Below are 20,312 nucleotides of genomic sequence, written 5' to 3' on the forward strand. Positions count from 1 at the left end.
AATAGATCCTGAATCATGCTCCTTCGTCGCTGTTCAGGATGACTGAATATAAAATTATGCCACTCACTTAATCGCGGGTGGCACAATTTTATCAGGCAACCTTTTTTGTTTAAGTAGTTTTTGCTTAATGGAGTGAGCCTTCCGTTTCCAAATTGAAAGAAGGGAGACGCCACTTAAAACGTACCGCGGCCATACGCAGCATATAACCGGTGATCAGTGTAATGATAGTGGCTGTTACATCGGGAACATTAAATTCTAATAGCGCTAAGTACATTCCTGATGCGATAAGAGCGACAGAAGCGTAAAGTTCTTCATGCAGCACCAACGGTGTTTGGCGACAGATTAAGTCGCGGAGTAGCCCACCGAATACACCCGTTACTAGCGCTGAAACCATACAGATCCCAGGGTGTAAGCCCATGCCCATCGCAATCTTAGTTCCGATGATGCTGAACACGATTAGACCTAATGCATCAAGGCGGATGAATAGACCTTTTAGCTTAATCACCCATTTCGCTAAGCCTGTGGTAAGTACACCCGCAATACACGTGATTGCTAGGAACTCTGGGTTTTTTACCCAACCAAGAGGGTAGTGTCCCAGTAAAATGTCACGTACGGTGCCACCACCAATGGCCGTTGCACTGGCCACCAACATAACACCAAACCAGTCCATTTTTCTTCTACCAGCACTCAACGCACCTGTCATGGCTTCAGCCGTGATACCAATGATATACAACACACTTAGCAACATAGGGAGACACTCAACGTAAAAAGTCACTACGTTCTACATGAATCATCGTAGGCGCAGCAACAACACTTACAAAAGGTTTTATCATTCTTAAAAAGTGATTAAAACCAGCAACATGCCTGTAATCAAACCGCTTAAAAAACAGCAGTTTGAGCAGCATCAAAATAAGGCGAGAGTGTAGTAGCAAATGAGTACGCTGACGAATGAGAAATTATATGGAGAAAGCGATGTTCAGATAAATTCAACTAATAACCAAAACTGTGGGAGCATCTTTACCTAATAGATAAAAACAGCGACAATACCCAGCGCATGTCAAACTGAAGTACAAACTCGACGATGACCCACGAATACCAAGACCTTATTACCATTTTTAATGACACCTTTTTAGACCAATTTAATACGAAATTGGAGTTAGGTGGTGATGAGCCTATTTATCTTCCTGCTGATGATGAACATCCTCATCATCGGATTATTTTTGCTCGGGGTTTTTATGCCTCCGCATTACACGAAATCTCGCATTGGTGTGTGGCAGGGCCAGAGCGTCGTTTGCTGGAAGATTTTGGCTATTGGTATGAACCCGATGGGCGCACGGCAGAAGTTCAAGCGGAGTTTGAGAAAGTTGAAGTGCGACCGCAAGCTTATGAATGGATTCTGGCACAAAGTGCTGGCTTCCCTTTTACGGTGAGTTGTGACAATCTACACGGCGATTTTGAACCAGATAGGCTCGGCTTTATGCAGAAAGTGCATAAAGAAGTGTTGGGTATTTTGGAAGCTGGCTTGCCTTTGCGAGTGAAAATGCTTTCGGATGCTCTGCGTGCGTTTTACCAAACCAAGCCGCTGGAAGCGTCAGACTTTTGCGTTAAATAACCTCAAATAACCTCAGAGATACACCATGATTATTGAATTTGAAGAAAAACTACTGGAACTGATTGATGCTCGAATTGAAACAGCATCTGACGATGAATTGTTTGCTGGTGGTTATCTACGTGGTCACATCTCTTTGTCTGCGGCATCTTGTGAAGAAGAAGGCATTAGCGATATTACTGAGCTGAAGTCACGCATTGAGAGCAGTTTGGAAGACGCTCGTACCGAATTAAGCCCAGCAGATCGCGTGATCGTCAGTGACTTGTGGCAAGAACTGCAGGCTCAGGCTTAATCTCCGAACGTCGTTCTCCATTTATTAGTCTAAGTCATTTACTACTTCGAAAAATTCGAACCTCTCCATAAAATTTTTGTGGTTGTAGCGAAACTGTCCAACTTTTATTCTGATCAGCATAAAACGTGAACAAAGGATTACAACCATGAAAATTGTCGCATTTGGTGCATCTACCAGCTCTACCTCAATCAACAAATTACTTGCTACTTACGCAGCAAACCAAGTCGAAGGCGCTCACGTGAACGTTTTAGACTTAAACAATTATCAAGTACCGATGTTTAGCGAAGACAAAGAAAAAGAAATTGGTCAAGCTGAAGGTGCTGTCGCATTTTTACGTGATTTGGCTGAGGCTGACGCTATTGTTGTTTCCTTTGCAGAGCATAACGGTTCATACCCAGCAGCGTATAAAAACCTGTTTGATTGGGCAACGCGCATTGAGCGCAACGTATTCCAAAACAAGCCGGTCGTTTACTTAGCAACTTCTCCTGGCCCGGGTGGCGCACAGAGCGTTCTTGCGGCGGCAACAGGTTCCGCGCAATTTTTCGGAGCAGATGTGAAAGCATCGCTATCTGTGCCGAGCTTCTACGAGAACTTTGACGTGGAGTCTGGTGAGGCGGTAAATCCGGAAGTGGCAGAACAAGTGAAACAGGCAATTGCACAGCTGAAGTAATTTCAACACGAGTGACTTAATGAGTTAGTGATTCCCGACACATATTTGCGTCGGGAATGTAAACGAGAGAATACTCTTACAGCTCAGTAATGGCTTTGCCTTTTCTTAGTTTACGAACCCACATTCGACTTGGATGAAGTTCGGTCAATACATCAACAGGTAATGGCAGCGGGTCCCCACAGATTTGTGATGCCAACACTTCAGCTAACAATGGTGCAGAGCTCAGCCCACGAGATCCTAAACCTAAGAAGCAGAATAGGTTAGTGTACTGATGAACGGTTTCTACCTCTTCTGCTTTTTGATTTTGTAAGTTGGCGTATTGCGTTTTTATAGTCTCAAAGTCACCCACATTCCCGACAAATGGTAAGTGATCTCGGCTAACACAACGAATACCTTGGCGAGATCGATTGCCCCTGATATCTACCTCTTTTGGCCATTCTTGGTTCGGTACGCATTTCACTAATTTTTCTGCGTTATCCTTCTGAGCGTTTTCATCAAATTCGTAGTCTAGGTGACTGCGATCGTAGCTCGCGCCTATGCACAGGTGCTGATTGTTTGGGTTTACAGGTGTCATGTAGCCGTCGTAACACAGCACCGTTTTCAATTGACTCAGCGTTTCGGTTGCCGGAGCATGACTGACTTGCCCTTTCACCTGTCCCATCGGCAGGGAAGCGGTTTGGCTCAATGTCTGGAACTCATGGCCATTCGCAATCACAACGGTTGAGTGCTCAAATGTTTGACCATTGACCGTTAGTGTCCAAAGCTGATGCTCTTCATCCCAATTTAATGCTTCAACGTGATGTTCAAACTTCGTTGAGAGTAACGATGTCTGTTCTAATTGTTTGATTAACCCACGCGTTAGCTCGGCAGGGCACAACCACCCTCCCATTGGGTAGTGCACAGACGACATATCGATAGGTAATCCGATAGTATTCGCAGTTTCCTCGGCGGACAGTTTTTGAATCAATTCAGAAGGAAAATTACCTGCAAGCATCTTTTCCAGCTTATCAGCAGATTTTTCATCCCACATTAGCTGAGTTACACCACACCAATCGTGATCGAATGTAACCGACTCCGCAGCTTGTTCAATAAATTGTCTTGCAAACAAAAATGCAGGCGCAAACACACGCGAAACACCAGTATGAGGACCGTTCAACAATGGATACACGGCCCCTTGACGATTACCCGACGCTCCTTCGGCTGGTTGAGTGTCTTTGCAGTAAAGCGTGACGTTTTGGCCACGACGAACCAACGTTTTCGCTAACGCCGCGCTGGCAATACCGCCTCCGATTATGGCAATCGAATCAAGATTGCTGGACGCCGTGCGATTGAACCACGGAAGATGGTTCGACTGCTTTTCGCGTTGTTCCATCGAACCTGCGATCATTTCACGCTTGGTGCCAAAGCCTTTGACTTTTTTCATTGCAAAGCCTGCTTCGTTCAATCCTCGACGCACAAAGCCCGCTGCGGTAAAAGTGGCAACTGTACAGTCTTGCTTGGCTAACTTAGCCATGTTGTTGAACAGATTTTGGTTCCACATCTCTGGGTTTTTGCTTGGTGCGAATCCATCTAAGAACCAAGCGTCAATCAGTCCTTGTTCGCCATAAGGCACTTGCGGCATGCAGTCTTTGATGTCACCAAACCAAAGGTCGAGTGTGATTGCGCCGTCTTCTAAAATAATGCGATGACATTCCGGCACGGCGGCAGGGTAGTGCTTTTGTAACTTTTCCGCGTACTCAGCTAGCTCAGGCCAAGCTTCATGCGCCTTCTTTAAATCCGCTTGGCTTAGCGGGTATTTTTCAAAACTAATAAAATGCAGCTCTTTCAATGTTGCGTCTGGATGCTGACGACGAAACTCACTAAACCACTGGCATACTGCTAAGAAGTTTAATCCCGTGCCAAATCCTGTTTCACCAATGACAAAACGTCTTTGGTCAAATTCCTGCCATCTTTCTGGGAGATGATTTTGTTTTAAGAAAACGTAGCGTGTCTCTTCAAGACCGTTTACGTTAGAGAAGTAAACATCATCAAATTGGTCTGAAACCGGAGTACCAGCTTCGTTCCAACCAAGTTCTGCGTTTTTTATTGAAGTCATAATGGTGCAAATTTGTGATTTGGCGCGGTAAGAATGGGGCGATTGTACGAATTTATGGGAAAGCTGACCACTTTTGTTGACTATCTTAGTTATCATCTAGCGGATTTTTGAATTATAGGAATGTCATAATGAAACGAGTCGTAATCACCGGTATGGGTATTGTTTCAAGTATCGGTAACAACGTCGAAGAAGTTCTAGCGTCTCTTAAAGCGGGCAAATCTGGCATCACTGCATCTGAGCAGTTCAAAGAACACGGTCTTCGTTCGCAAGTATGGGGTGACCTAAAAATCAACCCGGCGGAACACATCGACCGTAAGCAGATGCGCTTTATGGGTGATGCGGCTGCTTATGCATACCTATCAATGGAGCAGGCAATCGCAGACGCTGGTCTTACAGAGGATCAGGTTTCAAACGATCGTACCGGTATCGTTGCGGGTTCTGGCGGTGCTTCTGCATATAACCAAACGGTAGCGACAGATACGATGCGCGCAAAAGGCGTAAAACGAGTTGGCCCTTACATGGTTCCTCGTACTATGTCTTCTACGGTTTCCGCTTGTCTTGCTACGCCATTTAAGATTCGTGGTGTGAACTACTCAATGAGCTCTGCATGTGCTACCTCTGCACACTGTATCGGTCACGCGATGGAGCTTATTCAACTTGGTAAACAAGACATTGTTTTTGCGGGTGGCGGTGAAGAGCTTGATTGGTCTCAAACCATGATGTTTGACGCCATGGGTGCGCTGTCAACGAAATACAACGACACTCCAGACAAAGCATCTCGTACGTATGATGCGGACCGTGATGGTTTCGTTATCTCTGGCGGTGGCGGCATGCTGGTTATCGAAGAACTTGAGCACGCTCTAGCACGTGGCGCGAAAATCTACGGTGAGATCGTAGGTTACGGTGCGACTTCAGATGGCTACGACATGGTAGCACCATCAGGAGAAGGCGCGATCCGTTGTATGAAGATGGCGATGCAAGACGTTGACGGTGTGGATTACATCAACACGCACGGCACGTCGACACCAGTTGGTGACGTGAAAGAGCTTGGTGCGATCCAACAATTGTTTGGTGAGAACAGCCCAGCAATCTCTGCAACAAAAGCAATGACTGGTCACGCACTAGGCGCCGCTGGTGTGCACGAAGCGATTTACTCAACACTTATGCTAGACAAAAACTTCATTGCTCCAAGCATCAATATTGAAAACTTGGACGAAGCAGCTCAAGGTCTGGACATCGTGACAGAAGCACGTGATGCAGAGTTAACAACCGTAATGTCAAACAGCTTTGGCTTTGGCGGCACAAACGCAACTTTGGTTATTAAAAAGTACCAAGGTTAACTGAATTTGTTGGCGCGCCACGTGAGTGAGAACAGCGTCAACAATCCAGTTTCCAGAGCTTGATCAGTCACACTGATCGAACAGACGCAGACTCTATCCCATGGAGAGCGGGATAGGATCCTTTTGTTCTGGAACTTTGCCCGGCTATTTAGCCGGGCTTTTTCTTTTCTCAATTTCTGCTTTTTACGTTGCTTCCCGTTAAACGATTTCTTTGGAGCCAATCTCCTTGAGGTTTATTAGGGTTATTTCTTGAGATTTTTCGGGAAAAGGGCACAATCGTTTTAGTTTCGCATCTTGCGAATAAACGAACTCATACAAATGGATGTTAAAACGCTGGCGCTATGAAAATTATTGTTGATGAAAATATGCCGTACGCTGAAGAGCTATTCAGCCAACTCGGTGAAGTGATTCTAAAACCAGGTCGTACACTGACGGCTGATGATTTAGTGGATGTTGATGCCCTAATGATTCGCTCGGTAACCAAAGTGAATGCCGATCTAATCAGCAAAGCAAACAAGCTAAAGTTTGTTGGTACCGCAACAGCAGGTATGGATCATGTCGACCAAGCGCTTTTAAAAGAGAAAGGTATATTCTTCACCGCTGCGCCGGGTTGTAACAAAGTGGGTGTGGCGGAATACGCGTTCAGCGTGATGATGGTGCTCGCTCAGCAACAAGGCTTCTCGGTATTTGACAAGACGGTAGGTATTATTGGTGCAGGCCAAGTAGGTAGCTACCTAGAGAAATGTTTGAAAGGCATGGGGATTAAAGTTCTCATCAATGACCCATTCAAACAAGAGGTTGGTGATCCTCGTAGCTTTACTCCGTTGACAGAACTGATTGAAAGCTCAGACATCATTACACTACATACGCCAATCACCAAAGATGGCCCATATCCAACTCATCATTTAATTGATGAAACGGTTTTAAACTCGCTTCGTGGTGATCAGATTTTGATTAACGCCGCGCGAGGTCCAATCGTTGATAACGAGGCATTGAAGCAACGTCTTTTGAAAAACGACGGTTTTACCGCGGCGCTTGACGTATTTGAATTTGAACCAGAGGTTGATATGGAGCTTCTGCCTCTGCTAGCATTCGCAACCCCTCACGTTGCAGGCTATGGCTTGGAAGGGAAAGCTCGCGGTACGACGATGATTTTCAACAGCTACTGTGAGTTCTTAAATAACGAATTACGTGCGCATGCCAGCGATTTACTGCCAACCGCGCCTGTTCCAACTATGGTATTGGACAGAGCTTGGGATGAAGCAACACTGCATAACATCACGCAGTTAATCTATGATGTGCGTAGAGATGACGCTCTTTTCCGTCGTGAGATCAGTAAGCCAGGCGCTTTTGACCTGATGCGTAAAAACTACTGGGATCGCCGTGAATACAGCGCTGTCACGCTAGTGGGTAACAAAACATGTAACCTTGCTCCATTAGCAGAACTAGGTTTTCAGATTGAGGTAAGTCAATGAGCCAGCAATATAATGTTGCCATTTTAGGTGCGACCGGTGCGGTCGGTGAAACAATTTTAGAAGTGCTTCAAGAACGTAAATTCCCAGTGGGTGACATTCACTTATTGGCAAGTGAGCGTAGCGAAGGCAAGACTTATCGCTTTAATGGCAAAACGGTTCGTGTACAGAACGTTGAAGAGTTTGATTGGTCTCAAGCTCATATTGCGTTGTTCTCTGCTGGTGGTGAACTATCTGAAAAATGGGCGCCAATAGCGGCAGATGAAGGTGTTATCGTTATCGACAACACTTCACACTTCCGTTACGAGTACGACATTCCTCTTGTTGTGCCAGAAGTAAACCCAGAAGCGATTGCAGAGTTTCGTAACCGTAACATCATCGCGAACCCAAACTGTTCGACCATTCAAATGCTGGTGGCACTAAAACCAATTCACGATGCAGTGGGTATTGAGCGTATTAACGTATCTACATACCAATCCGTATCTGGTGCGGGTAAAGCGGGCATTGACGAACTAGCAGGTCAAACGGCTAAGCTTCTAAACGGTCTGCCGGCGGATAAGAAGCAATTCTCTCAACAGATTGCGTTTAATTGTATTCCACAAATCGATCAGATGATGGAAAACGGCTACACCAAAGAAGAAATGAAAATGGTGTGGGAAACACAGAAGATCTTTAACGATCCATCAATCACAGTAAACCCAACGTGTGTGCGTGTGCCGGTATTCTATGGTCATGCTGAAGCGCTTCACATTGAGACTCGCTCTCCAATCGATGCACAAGAAGTAGTTAACTTGCTTGAGCAAACTGACGGTATCGAAGTCTTCCACGGTGATGACTTCCCGACACAAGTGCGTGATGCGGGAGGTAAAGATCATGTTATGGTTGGTCGTATCCGCAACGATATCAGCCACCACAGTGGGGTAAACTTGTGGGTTGTGGCGGATAACGTGCGTAAAGGCGCAGCAACTAACGCGGTACAAATCGCTGAAGTCCTGATCCGCGATTACTACTAAGTCACTTACAGTTCATTTCAAAGCCTCGCACTGTGCGAGGCTTTTTTGTACGAACGGAACAAAATAGTGTGAGATTAGTACGAATATGGCGAGAGCCACACATTTTTTATTCTCAACGCTATAGTTTTGCATGTGATATCCGATATATTTAACCGATCACCATTTCAAATTGTATTTAGCACAAAACTGAGCCTTCTATGCGTCAAAATTATAAGCGTTTGTTAGCAGCCCTTGTGTTGATGAGCGCGACTCAGACATCATCAGTGGTTCAAGCCGAAGGAATTCGTCTTGTTGGACCGTCTGGTGAAGTGCAATCATCTCCGAGCTATGCTGAAGATATTGAGCGAGCATTACCTGCTCCTCCTGCAAATACTCAGCCGTCACGTTTCTTTGGTCCGACTGGTGAAAATCAAACACTATGGTCGATCGCTTCAGAATTACGACCTTCACGCGGTGTTACCGTTCAACAAACGCTTCTTGCCATTTATCGAATTAACCCTCAAGCGTTTGAGAACCAAAACATTCATGAGTTGATCCCAGGGAGTCGACTACGAGTACCGTCTCTAGAGCAAGTGCAAAGCGCGACTACAGAGCAAGCTGTTGCGATCATGAAGGCGCACGAGGCTAAGTTAAAACAGCCGAAGCCGACAAATAGAGCCACGCCAGCGCAACGCGTCGCCGAGCAACCAAAGCCACAAATAAAAGTAGAACCCAAGCCTGTTGCTCCTAAACCAGAAACCACTGTAGCTGCGGAACCAAAACCGGTTCAAAAAACAATACCAGTTATTCCTGCGCCACCTGTGAACACCTCTCCGCAGGGTGAAAAGCAGGTCAGTGCGTTAAAAGACAAACTTCAAGGCTCACAAAGTGAATTAGAGTCATTGGAAGAGAAGAACCATCGTCTTCGCTTAATGTTGTCAGAAGTGCAAAGCGAAGTTGAAACCTTGAAAAATGAGCTGAATGACGAAGAACGCATTCGCTCGGAAGTCGAGAAACTGCTTGCTGAAGAGCGCCAGCGCCTTGCTGAGCAACAACGCATGCAGCCAAGTACGATTGACAAGATTTTGTCTAATGGTTGGCTTGTCGGCTTAGCGGCGCTTATTCCAGGTGCATTGCTGGCACTGTTGGTTGTGATGTTGCTTGGTCGCCGTTCTAAAAACAAAGAGGAAGAGCCTGCTGCGCAATCGCCTCAGGAAACCGATCCATTAGCTGCGCCAATTGGTTTAGCGGCGACGGACGAGCTGGATGAAGAACTCACACTTGATGATGAGTTGTTCGCAGATGAAGATATAAATACTCAGGCTACACAAGAAGAGAAGCCAGATTTAGAAGAAGACGTCTTTGCCAACCTTGACGATGAAGAACTGGATTTCAACCTAGAAGGGGACGATGACCCATTTGCGGGTATCGGTGATGACGGCGACCTGGATGTTGGTCTGGATGAGTTTGAGTCATCGAACAATGGTATCCAAGTTAACGGCGAAGAAAAAGCGCTTGGTTTAGAAGAGATGGAGCGAGCCTTAGATGAGGTTGCTCCAGAACTAGAAGTGCTCGATGACGATGAGGCTGGCTTCGATCTTTCAGATGATACGAACGAGAAGGCAGACTCGCTTTCAGACGACGCATTTGCGGAACTACTTGCAGCAGATGAGCCGTCAGAAGAGTTACCAAGTGACACTGTCGATCAGGATATGCTTGATGACTTGTTTGCGGAACTTGGCAATGACGACTTCGACCTAGATACCGATGAACCTGAACTAAAACAGCCCGTATCGGATGATGATTTTAGCGCAGGAGAGGCATCTGATGACGATATCGATAAGCTATTAGCTCAATACGAGCAGCCTGTTACTGAGTCGACAGAAGTTGAAGGTGACGCCAGCGAAGACGCCGTTCTAGATGAAAACAGTACGGACTTACTCGATGAACTGATCGATTTTGACGAAGATGAAACAGACGACGAGTTTGACCCACTGAATGAGCTAGAAGCACTCTCTGGTTTTGAAGGTGATGACTCGATTGAAGAGTTAGATGCAGATAGCACAGATTTACTGGATGAACTCATTGATGACGTCACATCCGAACTTGATGAAGAGACAGGAACTGAGACTGAGTTAGACCCGTTTGATGATCTGATTCGAGAGGACGAAAGCCCTGCACAGACTAAATCGGAAGAGGAAGAGTTACTCGCTTCACTTGGTTTTGGCGAACCAGACGGCGAAGAAAAGCCATCTTCAATAGCTGAGTCAGAGCCAACCCATGAAGAGCCGGAAATTGAGTCTGGTTTGGACATCGATGCTTTATTAAGTGACAGTCAACCAGACCCGCAACAAACAGCGCCAGAGCAACCATTAACCGAGCCAAAAACTGCTTCAGAGCCATTTAGCAGCGATGAGTTTCTGGGTGATTTAGAGGACCTCTCACCAGAGAACGATCCTTTAATGAGCGAGCTAGACGACTTGTTTGAGTCAGACAGTGAAGAGCTTCAGCCTACAGAGCAAGAAAACGCGGACTTTTCTGCTGAACTGGATGCGCTATTTGATACTGAAGATGATTTAGCGCAACAACAAGTTGAAGAGCCGCAAGCTGAGATAGAGGAATCTTCGCCACAACAAGAAGAGGATGCCAATTCTAAGTCAACGCAAGATGCATCAGTAGAGCCTGATGCTAAAGTGCCGCCTCAAGTTGAGACAGTAGAAGACGCTCCAGCGTTCACTCCGACACCAAATACAGTAGAAAATGAATTTGGTGTTCCACAAGAAGAAGATTGGCTACTGGATGAGCCTGAACTAGAAAGTGAAACTCAACCAGAACAAGAACAAAACTCGGGTAAAAAAAGTGAGCCAGAAAGTTCAGAGCTAGCATCAGAAACTGATTCGGCCACCAATGCAGAAGAAGAGTTCAATTTTGATGAACTCGAACTACCAGAGTTCAGTGAAGAAGATGCACTGGCATCCATGGCCGACGAACCTGCGTTTGATGAACCAGAGCCTGTCGAGCCTGAGCGCTCTGAAGTTGAGTTGGCGACTGAAGCAGAAGATGAATTCAATTTTGATGAACTCGATCTACCAGAGTTCAGCGAAGAAGACGCACTGGCGTCCATGGCAGGCGAACCTACGTTAGATGAATCAGAGTCTATCGAGCCTGAGCGCTCTGAAGCTGAGTCGGCTACTGAAGCAGAAGAGTTCGATTTCGATGAACTCGAACTGCCAGAGTTTAGTGAAGAGGATGCATTGGCGTCCATGGCAGGCGAACCTACGTTAGATGAACCAGAATCTATCGAGCCTGAGCGCTCTGAAGCTGAGTCGGCGACTGAAGCAGAAGAAGAGTTCGATTTCGACGAACTCGAACTGCCAGAGTTCAGCGAAGAGGACGCATTGGCGTCCATGGCAGGCGAACCTACGTTAGATGAACCAGAATCTATCGAGCCTGAGCGCTCTGAAGCTGAGTCGGCGACTGAAGCAGAAGAAGAGTTCGATTTCGATGAACTCGAACTGCCAGAGTTTGGTGAAGAGGATGCATTGGCGTCCATGGCAGACGAATCTGCGTTAGATGAATCAGAGTCTATCGAGCCTGAGCGCTCTGAAGCTGAGTCGGCTACTGAAGCAGAAGAAGAGTTCGATTTTGATGAACTCGATCTACCAGAGTTCAGTGAAGAAGACGCCTTGGCATCTATGGAAGAAGAGCCAGAATTACCGAGTTCTGAAACCGCAGATATAGAACCAATCTCCGGTGAGGATGAAGAGCTAAGTTTTGACGACCAAGACCTTCCTGGGTTCAATGAGGAAGATGTTCTCGCATCAATGAATGAGAGTGCGCCAGAGACTCCTAATGTTGAAGCTGAGACATCGAGACCAACTCTTCAAGCCGATAACGATCATGATGCTTTGTTTGAAGTTTTTGCGCAGCAAAACGGTTTTGATACTGAACCAGAAGTGCAGCCAACGGCGATAGAGGGTGAGCCGCTAAGTGACTTAGATGATGAATCTTCAATGGCTAACCTTCTTGCTGAAGACGCAAGTTCAGAGGTATTTGAAGGTCAGTTAGACAGTGACACCATCGCAAGCGCAGGTATGGATTTTGAAACCATGCTTGATGTTGGAGATGATTGGGATGGCTTTAAACCCGCTGCCGATAGCGTAAGTTCTACGGAAGATGTGCCTGAGGACCAGCGTGATGTTTGGAATTCGAGTGACGCACTAAGTCAGCCAGAGATCGCGCAAGAAAACTGGGCAGAGCAAAGCAACTTGGATGACTTCGACCCGAAGAAAAATCAATTTATGACGATTGATGAATTGATGGCTCAGGTCGATAAAGAAGGTGGTGAGTTCGAAGAGGAAGATCTGAAGCTTGATGTCGGATTGAACGAGTTTCCAGATGTTATCGGTGAGATCGGCGATGTTGACGTAGATAGCAACGCTGAAGCTGCTGGAAAACTGGATCTTGCTAAAATCTATCTCGAGATGAACGATTCTCAAGGGGCGATAAAATTACTAGAAGAGGCGATTGTTTACGGTGAAGATGATATTCGCCGCGAAGCAAAGAGCTTGATTGATGCCATTAATGGCCGATAAATCGAAAAGGGTAGCGTTAGCTACCCTTTTTGTGTCTCGCTAGTATGATGCTACCTCTACGTCATCCTTGTTGAAACTGGCAACTTGAGGTGACTTGAGTATATACTTCCCGCCCCATTTTAGAGTTCGAAGGTTAAGATGAGAATCGCATTAGGTATCGAGTACAACGGTACAAACTACTTTGGTTGGCAGCGCCAAAGAGAAGTGAAAAGTGTCCAAGAAGAGCTAGAGAAAGCATTGTCCGTTGTCGCTAATCACCCAGTTGAAGTTCAGTGTGCTGGTCGGACAGACGCTGGCGTGCATGGCACAGGACAAGTTGTGCACTTTGATACCAACGTTACTCGAAAAATGGTAGCTTGGACCATGGGCGCAAACGCGAACATGCCAAGTGATATAGCGGTTCGTTGGGCTAAGGAAGTCCCAGATGATTTCCATGCACGATTCTCAGCGACAGCGCGCCGTTATCGTTACATTATTTTCAATCATGCTTTACGGCCTGGCATCTTAAACTCTGGTGTGAGCCACTATCATGGTGAGCTCGACGAGAAAAAAATGCATGAGGCAGGGCAGTATCTGCTTGGTGAAAATGATTTTACGTCGTTTCGTGCGGCGCATTGTCAGTCTCGTAGCCCATTTCGAAACTTGATGCATCTGAACGTTACGCGCCATGGGAACTATGTGGTTATTGATATTAAAGCCAATGCGTTCGTGCATCATATGGTTCGTAACATCACGGGTAGCTTGATAAAGGTTGGACGTGGTGAAGAGAGCCCTGAATGGATCAAATGGTTGCTAGAGGCTAAAGATCGCAAACTAGCGGGTGCGACAGCGAAAGCGGAAGGTCTGTACCTGGTAGATGTAGACTATCCAGAAGAATTTGGGTTACCTGAAGTGCCGATCGGTCCACTGTTTTTGCCAGATAATTTGAACTAATTTTACAAACTTATTTCAAAATATCGGTAGTGTTTACATTGAATGTGAGCGGAAAACATACGCTATTTATGATATCAAAAATAGGTACAACCAGTTTTTTATCTACAGTAGCTGCAAGATATGGTTTAATCCGTCGGTATTATGTCGAATTTATATCTTTCGCAATGAAGCGGAAGAGTTGAGAGAAAAGGTCTTCCATGAGTTGGCTTGAAAAGATTTTAGAGAAAAGCAACCTAGTAAGTTCACGCAAAGCTTCTATCCCAGAAGGTGTGTGGACTAAATGTACCTCTTGTGAACAGGTTTTATACCATGCTGAACTAGAGCGTAACCTAGAAGTTTGTCCAAAGTGTAACCATCACATGCGCATGAAAGCGCGTCGTCGTTTGGAAACGTTTTTAGATGAAGGCAATCGAGTTGAATTAGGTACCGAACTTGAGCCACAGGATAAACTGAAGTTTAAAGATTCTAAGCGATACAAAGAGCGTATCTCTGCAGCACAAAAAAACAGCGGAGAGAAAGATGCGCTAGTTGTGATGCAAGGTGAACTGCTTGGTCTGCCCCTTGTGGCGTGTGCGTTTGAGTTCTCCTTTATGGGCGGGTCAATGGGGTCAGTTGTTGGTGCTCGCTTTGTAAAAGCGGTGGATGCAGCAATTGAAAACAACTGTGCACTTGTTTGTTTCTCAGCAAGTGGTGGCGCTCGTATGCAAGAGGCATTGATGTCTCTTATGCAAATGGCAAAAACCAGTGCTGCGCTTGAGCGTCTATCAGAAAAAGGTCTGCCGTTTATTTCGGTTCTAACTGACCCTACAATGGGTGGTGTATCAGCAAGTTTGGCTATGTTGGGTGATATCAACATCGGTGAACCTAAGGCGCTGATTGGCTTTGCTGGTCGTCGTGTTATCGAGCAAACAGTGCGTGAAGATCTTCCTGAAGGTTTCCAGCGTAGTGAGTTCCTGCTTGATCACGGTGCGATTGATATGATCGTTGACCGTCGTGAAATGCGTCAGCGTGTGGGTGGTCTAATCGCTAAGATGACTAACCACAAGTCTCCTTTGGTGGTTTCGGTTAACGAATCTCCAAATGAAGAACCATATTCTGTACCAGAAGCGGACGAAAAAGGGTAAAGTATCAACTAACATAAAAACCAAAGAATTTAATGGTTAAAGTTAGATGACCCAAAACCCAATTCCTCAAGCCACATCTTCATTAGAGATGTGGCTTGATTATTTAGCAAATATTCATTCCTCAGCAATTGATCTAGGCTTAGACCGTGTCCAAGCGGTAGCAAACAAAGCCAATCTTACCAAACCAGCTCCAACCGTAATCACTGTTGCCGGCACCAATGGCAAAGGCTCAACGTGTGCGTTAATGGAAGCCATTTTACTCGATGCTGGCTATTCAGTCGGTGTTTACAGCTCTCCGCACCTGATTCGTTACAACGAGCGTGTACGCATTAATGGCGTCGACGTTGTAGATGCAAAGCACTGTGAAGCATTCGACTATGTAGAAAAGCAGCGTGGTGATATCAGCCTTAGCCTCTTTGAATTCGGTACGCTTGCTGCGCTACGTATTTTCCAAGCAGAGAAAGTCGACGTTGTGTTGCTTGAAGTAGGACTTGGCGGCCGTCTAGACGCCACCAACGTTGTTGACCATGATGTTTCTGTTATTACGAGCTTAGCGATCGATCATGTGGATTGGCTTGGTGATGACATCAATGTCATTGGTTTTGAAAAGGCAGGCATTTACCGTCCAGGGAAGCCAGCAATTTGTGGTCAACCAACGCCACCGGCGACCGTGGCAGCTCATGCTGACGATATTGGCTCTGAGTTCTTCCAAGTTGGTATTCAGTATGATTACCAACTAACTAACAATGGTTGGAAGTGGAGCAGTGGCGCATTTGCGTTAGAGGATTTACCTGTCCCATCGTTACCGCTACAAAACGCGGCAACAGCATTGATGGCGTTGGGAGCATCGGAATTGCAAATCACTGACATAAACATTGTCAATGGCTTGAATAATGCTCGCCTGGCAGGGCGTATGCAGATATTGCATCATGAGCCGGAGATAATCCTTGATGTCGCGCACAACCCGCACTCTGCTGAGTATTTGGTAGAGAAAGTGAAGCACCAATATTTGGGTAAGAATATCCATATTGTAGTCGCGATGCTGCATGACAAAGACATTAAAGCAACCATTGAAGCGCTAACTCCAATTGCAACACAATGGTATCCAGCGTCGCTAACCGGACCGAGAGCGGCGACTGCTGGAGAGTTGTGCCAATACTTACCCGATGGGCAAGTTCATTTTGAAAACCCTGTTGACGCCTTTGAGAATGCAAGAAGCCACGCAAAGCAAGAAGACGTCATTCTGGTGGTTGGTTCATTCCATACTGTCGGAGAGGTATTGGAACATTGGCAATCAAAGAATAAATAAGCAAAGGTATTTTGATGGCAAGTAAATTCCAAAGTCGTTTAGTCGGCACCATCATTCTAGTCGCAGTCGGAGTGATTGTTCTTCCCGATGTGCTAGATGGTAAGAAACTGCACTACAAAGAAGAATTTGCCAGTATTCCTATCAAACCTGAACTTGATAGTGATGTGGAAAACTTCGAAATATTAGAGCCAGTGGAAGACGACATAGCGTTACCGGACTCTCCAGTTGAAGCGGTGGTGCAGGAGCAAGAGGGCGCCCAAGTGGCTGCTTCTGAGCCTGACCCAACGCCGACGCCTAAACCAGAGGTCATCAAACAGCCAGAGCAAGTTGAGGTGGCCACTCGTCCTGTGCAAGAAAAAAATCAATATGAAGATTCTGCTTGGATCATTCAGTTGATGGCGCTTAAGAATCACGAAAATGCGGTCGCGCTTGTCGCTGATTTGCAAAAGCGTGGCTATCAAGCTCATACAAAGAAAGAAAACGAGTTTACGAGAGTGATTGTTGGTCCTGATGTGTCAAAAAGTAAACTTGAACGACAAGTCAAGGAATTACAAAAAATTACAGGCTCAAAAGGTCAATTGCTTAAATTTAAGCCATTAAATCCATAAGAAAACGTTTGCGTCAGCATTTTTTCTGTTAAAATGCGCGCCAACTTAAGATGAAGAAAACATGAATTGGATAGATTTTATCATTTTAGGTGTGATCGGATTTTCAGCTCTGATCAGTTTAGTTCGCGGTTTTGCTAAAGAAGCTTTGTCTTTGGTGATTTGGTTTGGAGCGTTTTTTATCTCCAGCAACTACTACGCCAAATTGGCGGTGTACTTCACCAACATCGAAGATGACATGTTTCGTAACGGAGCGGCGATTGCGGCTTTATTTGTCGCGACCTTGGTAGTTGGTGCAGTGGTGAATTACGTCATTGGTCAACTGGTACAAAAAACAGGGCTATCAGGTACGGACCGAATTCTTGGGATTGTATTTGGTGGTCTACGCGGAGTCTTAATTGTTTCTGCGGTGCTGTTTTTTATGGATGCGTTTACTGCATTCCCAAGCTCGGATTGGTGGAAAGATTCACAGTTGATCCCTGAGTTCAGCCGTATCATCGCCCCATTCTTCGAGCATTTACAAGCAACATCAAGTTTTCTGTCTGGCACTATCTAGTAGTGCCAGCTACTGTCGCAAATCGAGGATTAGGACATGTGTGGTATTGTTGGAATCGTGGGCACAACGCCTGTAAACCAGTCTATTTATGACGCGTTAACGGTGTTACAGCATCGTGGCCAAGATGCCGCTGGTATTTGTACCATAGAAAGCAATCGTTTTCGTCTGCGCAAGGCGAACGGTTTAGTCAAGGATGTATTTGAAGCAAGACATATGCAGCGCCTGCAAGGCGAGGTCGGAATTGGTCATGTTCGTTACCCAACAGCAGGCAGCTCAAGCGCTTCAGAAGCTCAACCTTTCTACGTAAACTCTCCTTTCGGTATTACACTTGCCCACAATGGCAACTTGACCAACGCTAACGAAGTTCGTCAAAAGCTGTTTGAAAAAGATCGCCGTCATATCAATACCACTTCAGACTCCGAAGTATTACTAAATGTACTGGCACACGAAATTGACTCAGTAAAAGGAAATGTCACGACAGAAGACGTATTCCGCGCAGTCACCAATGTGCATCGCACAATTCGTGGTGCTTACGCTGTGACTGCCATGATTATCGGTCATGGTATGATTGCGTTTCGTGACCCACACGGTATTCGCCCGCTGTGTTTAGGTAAGCGTGAAGTTAATGGCAGAGCGGAGTACATGGTTGCGTCTGAATCGGTAGCATTGGATGCCGTCGGTTTTGATTTTGTCCGTGATGTTGCACCTGGTGAGGCAATCTACGCAACGTTTGATGGTGAACTGTACACGAAGCAGTGTGCAGATAATCCTAAGCTGAACCCTTGTATTTTCGAGTTCGTGTACTTTGCTCGTCCAGACTCGTTCATCGATAAAATTTCGGTATACAGTGCTCGCGTTGAAATGGGTAAAAAGCTAGGCGAACGTATTCGTGAAGACTACGCAAATCTTGATATTGATGTCGTTATTCCTATCCCTGAAACGTCGTGCGACATCGCACTTCAAATCGCTCAAGCGATCGATATCCCTTACCGCCAAGGCTTCGTGAAAAACCGTTACGTGGGACGTACGTTTATCATGCCTGGTCAGCAACAACGTAAGAAATCTGTACGTCGCAAGTTGAATGCAATTCGCTCGGAGTTCAAAGATAAGAATGTGTTGCTGGTGGATGACTCTATCGTTCGTGGTACTACGTCAGAACAAATCATCGAAATGGCACGTGATTCTGGTGCGAAGAAAGTGTACATGGTATCAGCAGCACCAGAAGTTCGATTCCCGAACGTGTACGGTATTGATATGCCAAGTGCTACCGAGCTTATTGCTCATGGCCGCGACAACGATACAATTTGTAAGCAGATTGGTGCTGATGCATTGATTTATCAACGTCTAGAAGATTTGGTTGAGGCTGTCGGCCTTGGAAACCAAGATATTACTCAGTTCGATACATCCGTGTTTAACGGCGAATACGTAACGGGTGATATTGACCAACAATACCTAGACTTCTTAGATGGTCTTCGTAACGATGATGCGAAAACACAACTTGAAATCCAACAGGATTTAGCAAACCTAGAGCTGCATAACGAAGGCGCATAATAGGCGTTTCTTGAGGCGTAAAAAAACCAGAGCTCCGGCTCTGGTTTTTTGTATTCGCTATCGAATTAGTGAATGTTGTAAGCGATCACAAAGTCGATAAAGAGACGAACTTTCTCTGGCAGGTGATCTTTGTGGTTGTAAAGCATATAAATGTCGCGCGGGTTTGCACTCCAATCTGGCAGTATGCGTACCAAATCGCCGCTTTCGATGTATTCTTTGATCATGACATCTGGCATTAGCGTGATGCCTAAACCTTCGGAACAAGCACTGCGTACTACATTTAGTGCATTCGCCTGAAAGCGACCACGATCAACGTTTACGACAGACTCGCCTTTGCTATTAATTAAGGTCCACTTGATAAGAGGGTAGCCTTTTAGCAATGAATGGTTAGAGAGCTCTTCTGCGTGGTTTGGTGCCGGATTCGAGGCAAGGTAGTCAGGACTTGCGACAAGAATATCCTTCACTTCGCCAATCTTGCGTGCGATCAGGCTAGAATCACGTTGGGGCCCCACTCGAAAAATGACATCCCATTCAGTCGGGTCAAGCTTGTCTGCATTATTTTCTGTCGTTAGTTCGATATTGATGTCCGGATACTGCTTCATAAAGCTGTTGAACATCGGCATCATCATGCGCTTAGTTAAGTTATAAGGCGCCGATATCTTAATCTTGCCTGATGCTCCTCGGCAGTCGTCAGTGATTTCCTCTGCTGCCGTGGTTAGCCTTTGTAGCAAAGGAGAGCACTCATGGTAAAAACGTTCCCCGGCTTCTGTAAGCGAGAGTTTGCGAGCGTGACGGTTCAACAGTCGAAGATTGACAGAGTCTTCTAGCGCTTGAATGCGTCGGGTGATGGTCGCAACCGGGATCATGGTTTTTCGCGAAGTTGCGGTGTAGCTCCCATTTTCGACAACCAGTCGAAACAGGTTTAAGTCATCTAATTTCATATTTCCAGACACATTAAATTACCGATTACGGCTAATTTATAATTAACTTTGTGATCAAAGCTTGCTTTAAGTCAACATGTTGCATCATTTGAACACAGCAACCCTGTTTGAGTAAATACTGTTATACCCCGTAATATTTGTATAAACGCCGTTTTCAAGCTACGTTTTATAACAAGGCGGAACGGCCTCAAGTCTTGCTGCGCAACGTTTCGCCGGATGTAAACACAA

The 20,312-nt window shown here is 45.8% G+C and carries 16 protein-coding genes; 13 read left to right on the forward strand and 3 right to left on the reverse strand.

From position 1 onward, the window contains the following. Positions 1–124: 124 nt before the first annotated feature. Positions 125–748 (reverse strand): trimeric intracellular cation channel family protein, encoded by a 624-nt coding sequence (locus FKN08_RS01670; RefSeq protein ID WP_012841541.1) that lies wholly within the window; start codon positions 746–748, stop codon positions 125–127. Positions 749–1,081: 333 nt separating this feature from the next. On the opposite strand from FKN08_RS01670, the gene FKN08_RS01675 reads away from it, so the two are divergent. The 3 genes from FKN08_RS01675 to FKN08_RS01685 all read left to right on the forward strand — a co-directional run bounded on the left by FKN08_RS01675 (position 1,082) and on the right by FKN08_RS01685 (position 2,571). Then, positions 1,082–1,612 carry an elongation factor P hydroxylase gene (locus FKN08_RS01675; protein ID WP_012841543.1) on the forward strand — a complete coding sequence of 177 codons (531 nt, stop codon included), beginning with the start codon at positions 1,082–1,084 and terminating at the stop codon, positions 1,610–1,612. 25 nt (positions 1,613–1,637) lie between these two features. Continuing rightward, a complete protein-coding gene (locus FKN08_RS01680; RefSeq protein ID WP_005380548.1) occupies positions 1,638–1,901 on the forward strand; it encodes a YfcL family protein in 264 nt (87 codons plus the stop codon). 145 nt (positions 1,902–2,046) lie between these two features. Next, the gene (locus FKN08_RS01685) at positions 2,047–2,571 is read left to right on the forward strand and encodes an NADPH-dependent FMN reductase (protein ID WP_012841544.1); all 525 of its coding nucleotides are present in this window, start codon (positions 2,047–2,049) and stop codon (positions 2,569–2,571) included. Positions 2,572–2,647: 76 nt separating this feature from the next. On the opposite strand, the gene mnmC is transcribed toward FKN08_RS01685, so the two are convergent. Next, entirely contained in the window at positions 2,648–4,666 is a 2,019-nt protein-coding gene (mnmC, locus tag FKN08_RS01690; protein WP_170891139.1) for a bifunctional tRNA (5-methylaminomethyl-2-thiouridine)(34)-methyltransferase MnmD/FAD-dependent 5-carboxymethylaminomethyl-2-thiouridine(34) oxidoreductase MnmC, read from the reverse strand. Positions 4,667–4,794: 128 nt separating this feature from the next. Between mnmC and fabB the strand changes: the two genes are divergently transcribed. The 10 genes from fabB to purF all read left to right on the forward strand — a co-directional run bounded on the left by fabB (position 4,795) and on the right by purF (position 19,143). Further along, a complete protein-coding gene (fabB, locus tag FKN08_RS01695) occupies positions 4,795–6,006 on the forward strand; it encodes a beta-ketoacyl-ACP synthase I (protein ID WP_006741726.1) in 1,212 nt (403 codons plus the stop codon). A gap of 341 nt (positions 6,007–6,347) precedes the next feature. Further along, positions 6,348–7,481 (forward strand): 4-phosphoerythronate dehydrogenase, encoded by a 1,134-nt coding sequence (locus FKN08_RS01700; RefSeq protein ID WP_170891142.1) that lies wholly within the window; start codon positions 6,348–6,350, stop codon positions 7,479–7,481. Then, positions 7,478–8,491 carry an aspartate-semialdehyde dehydrogenase gene (locus tag FKN08_RS01705; RefSeq protein WP_005397941.1) on the forward strand — a complete coding sequence of 338 codons (1,014 nt, stop codon included), beginning with the start codon at positions 7,478–7,480 and terminating at the stop codon, positions 8,489–8,491. The genes FKN08_RS01700 and FKN08_RS01705 overlap by 4 nt, the downstream gene beginning before the upstream one ends. Positions 8,492–8,688: 197 nt before the next feature. Next, complete coding sequence (locus tag FKN08_RS01710) at positions 8,689–13,065, forward strand: FimV/HubP family polar landmark protein (RefSeq protein ID WP_170891144.1); 4,377 nt, start codon at positions 8,689–8,691, stop codon at positions 13,063–13,065. Between the two features lie 138 nt (positions 13,066–13,203). After that, positions 13,204–13,998 (forward strand): tRNA pseudouridine(38-40) synthase TruA, encoded by a 795-nt coding sequence (truA, locus tag FKN08_RS01715; protein WP_047010110.1) that lies wholly within the window; start codon positions 13,204–13,206, stop codon positions 13,996–13,998. Positions 13,999–14,195: 197 nt separating this feature from the next. Then, positions 14,196–15,122: an acetyl-CoA carboxylase, carboxyltransferase subunit beta gene (gene accD / locus FKN08_RS01720; protein ID WP_005397203.1), complete on the forward strand. Its 927-nt coding sequence runs from the start codon at positions 14,196–14,198 to the stop codon at positions 15,120–15,122. 46 nt (positions 15,123–15,168) lie between these two features. After that, on the forward strand, positions 15,169–16,431 hold the full coding sequence (gene folC, locus FKN08_RS01725; RefSeq protein ID WP_170891146.1) for a bifunctional tetrahydrofolate synthase/dihydrofolate synthase: 1,263 nt from the start codon (positions 15,169–15,171) through the stop codon (positions 16,429–16,431). Between the two features lie 14 nt (positions 16,432–16,445). Then, complete coding sequence (locus FKN08_RS01730; RefSeq protein ID WP_005397207.1) at positions 16,446–17,039, forward strand: SPOR domain-containing protein; 594 nt, start codon at positions 16,446–16,448, stop codon at positions 17,037–17,039. A 61-nt stretch (positions 17,040–17,100) separates the two neighbouring features. Beyond that, on the forward strand, positions 17,101–17,592 hold the full coding sequence (locus FKN08_RS01735; RefSeq protein ID WP_005380590.1) for a CvpA family protein: 492 nt from the start codon (positions 17,101–17,103) through the stop codon (positions 17,590–17,592). A gap of 36 nt (positions 17,593–17,628) precedes the next feature. Continuing rightward, entirely contained in the window at positions 17,629–19,143 is a 1,515-nt protein-coding gene (gene purF, locus FKN08_RS01740; RefSeq protein WP_005397209.1) for an amidophosphoribosyltransferase, read from the forward strand. A gap of 65 nt (positions 19,144–19,208) precedes the next feature. On the opposite strand, the gene FKN08_RS01745 is transcribed toward purF, so the two are convergent. After that, on the reverse strand, positions 19,209–20,084 hold the full coding sequence (locus tag FKN08_RS01745; protein WP_005397211.1) for a LysR family transcriptional regulator: 876 nt from the start codon (positions 20,082–20,084) through the stop codon (positions 19,209–19,211). Positions 20,085–20,312 lie beyond the last annotated feature (228 nt).

It is taken from the genome of Vibrio sp. 1-2 (7-a) (assembly GCF_013048515.1).
GTDB lineage: Bacteria > Pseudomonadota > Gammaproteobacteria > Enterobacterales > Vibrionaceae > Vibrio > Vibrio diabolicus.

Excerpts from the sequence above, each read along its gene's own strand:
- FKN08_RS01675 (WP_012841543.1), top strand. The coding sequence starts at position 1,082 with ATGACCCACGAATACCAAGACCTTATTACCATTTTTAATGACACCTTT.
- FKN08_RS01730 (WP_005397207.1), top strand. The coding sequence starts at position 16,446 with ATGGCAAGTAAATTCCAAAGTCGTTTAGTCGGCACCATCATTCTAGTC.
- truA (WP_047010110.1), top strand. The coding sequence starts at position 13,204 with ATGAGAATCGCATTAGGTATCGAGTACAACGGTACAAACTACTTTGGT.
- FKN08_RS01710 (WP_170891144.1), top strand. The coding sequence starts at position 8,689 with ATGCGTCAAAATTATAAGCGTTTGTTAGCAGCCCTTGTGTTGATGAGC.
- FKN08_RS01680 (WP_005380548.1), top strand. The coding sequence starts at position 1,638 with ATGATTATTGAATTTGAAGAAAAACTACTGGAACTGATTGATGCTCGA.
- FKN08_RS01745 (WP_005397211.1), bottom strand. The coding sequence starts at position 20,084 with ATGAAATTAGATGACTTAAACCTGTTTCGACTGGTTGTCGAAAATGGG.
- FKN08_RS01735 (WP_005380590.1), top strand. The coding sequence starts at position 17,101 with ATGAATTGGATAGATTTTATCATTTTAGGTGTGATCGGATTTTCAGCT.
- folC (WP_170891146.1), top strand. The coding sequence starts at position 15,169 with ATGACCCAAAACCCAATTCCTCAAGCCACATCTTCATTAGAGATGTGG.
- mnmC (WP_170891139.1), bottom strand. The coding sequence starts at position 4,666 with ATGACTTCAATAAAAAACGCAGAACTTGGTTGGAACGAAGCTGGTACT.
- fabB (WP_006741726.1), top strand. The coding sequence starts at position 4,795 with ATGAAACGAGTCGTAATCACCGGTATGGGTATTGTTTCAAGTATCGGT.
- accD (WP_005397203.1), top strand. The coding sequence starts at position 14,196 with ATGAGTTGGCTTGAAAAGATTTTAGAGAAAAGCAACCTAGTAAGTTCA.
- FKN08_RS01705 (WP_005397941.1), top strand. The coding sequence starts at position 7,478 with ATGAGCCAGCAATATAATGTTGCCATTTTAGGTGCGACCGGTGCGGTC.
- FKN08_RS01700 (WP_170891142.1), top strand. The coding sequence starts at position 6,348 with ATGAAAATTATTGTTGATGAAAATATGCCGTACGCTGAAGAGCTATTC.
- FKN08_RS01670 (WP_012841541.1), bottom strand. The coding sequence starts at position 748 with ATGTTGCTAAGTGTGTTGTATATCATTGGTATCACGGCTGAAGCCATG.
- purF (WP_005397209.1), top strand. The coding sequence starts at position 17,629 with ATGTGTGGTATTGTTGGAATCGTGGGCACAACGCCTGTAAACCAGTCT.
- FKN08_RS01685 (WP_012841544.1), top strand. The coding sequence starts at position 2,047 with ATGAAAATTGTCGCATTTGGTGCATCTACCAGCTCTACCTCAATCAAC.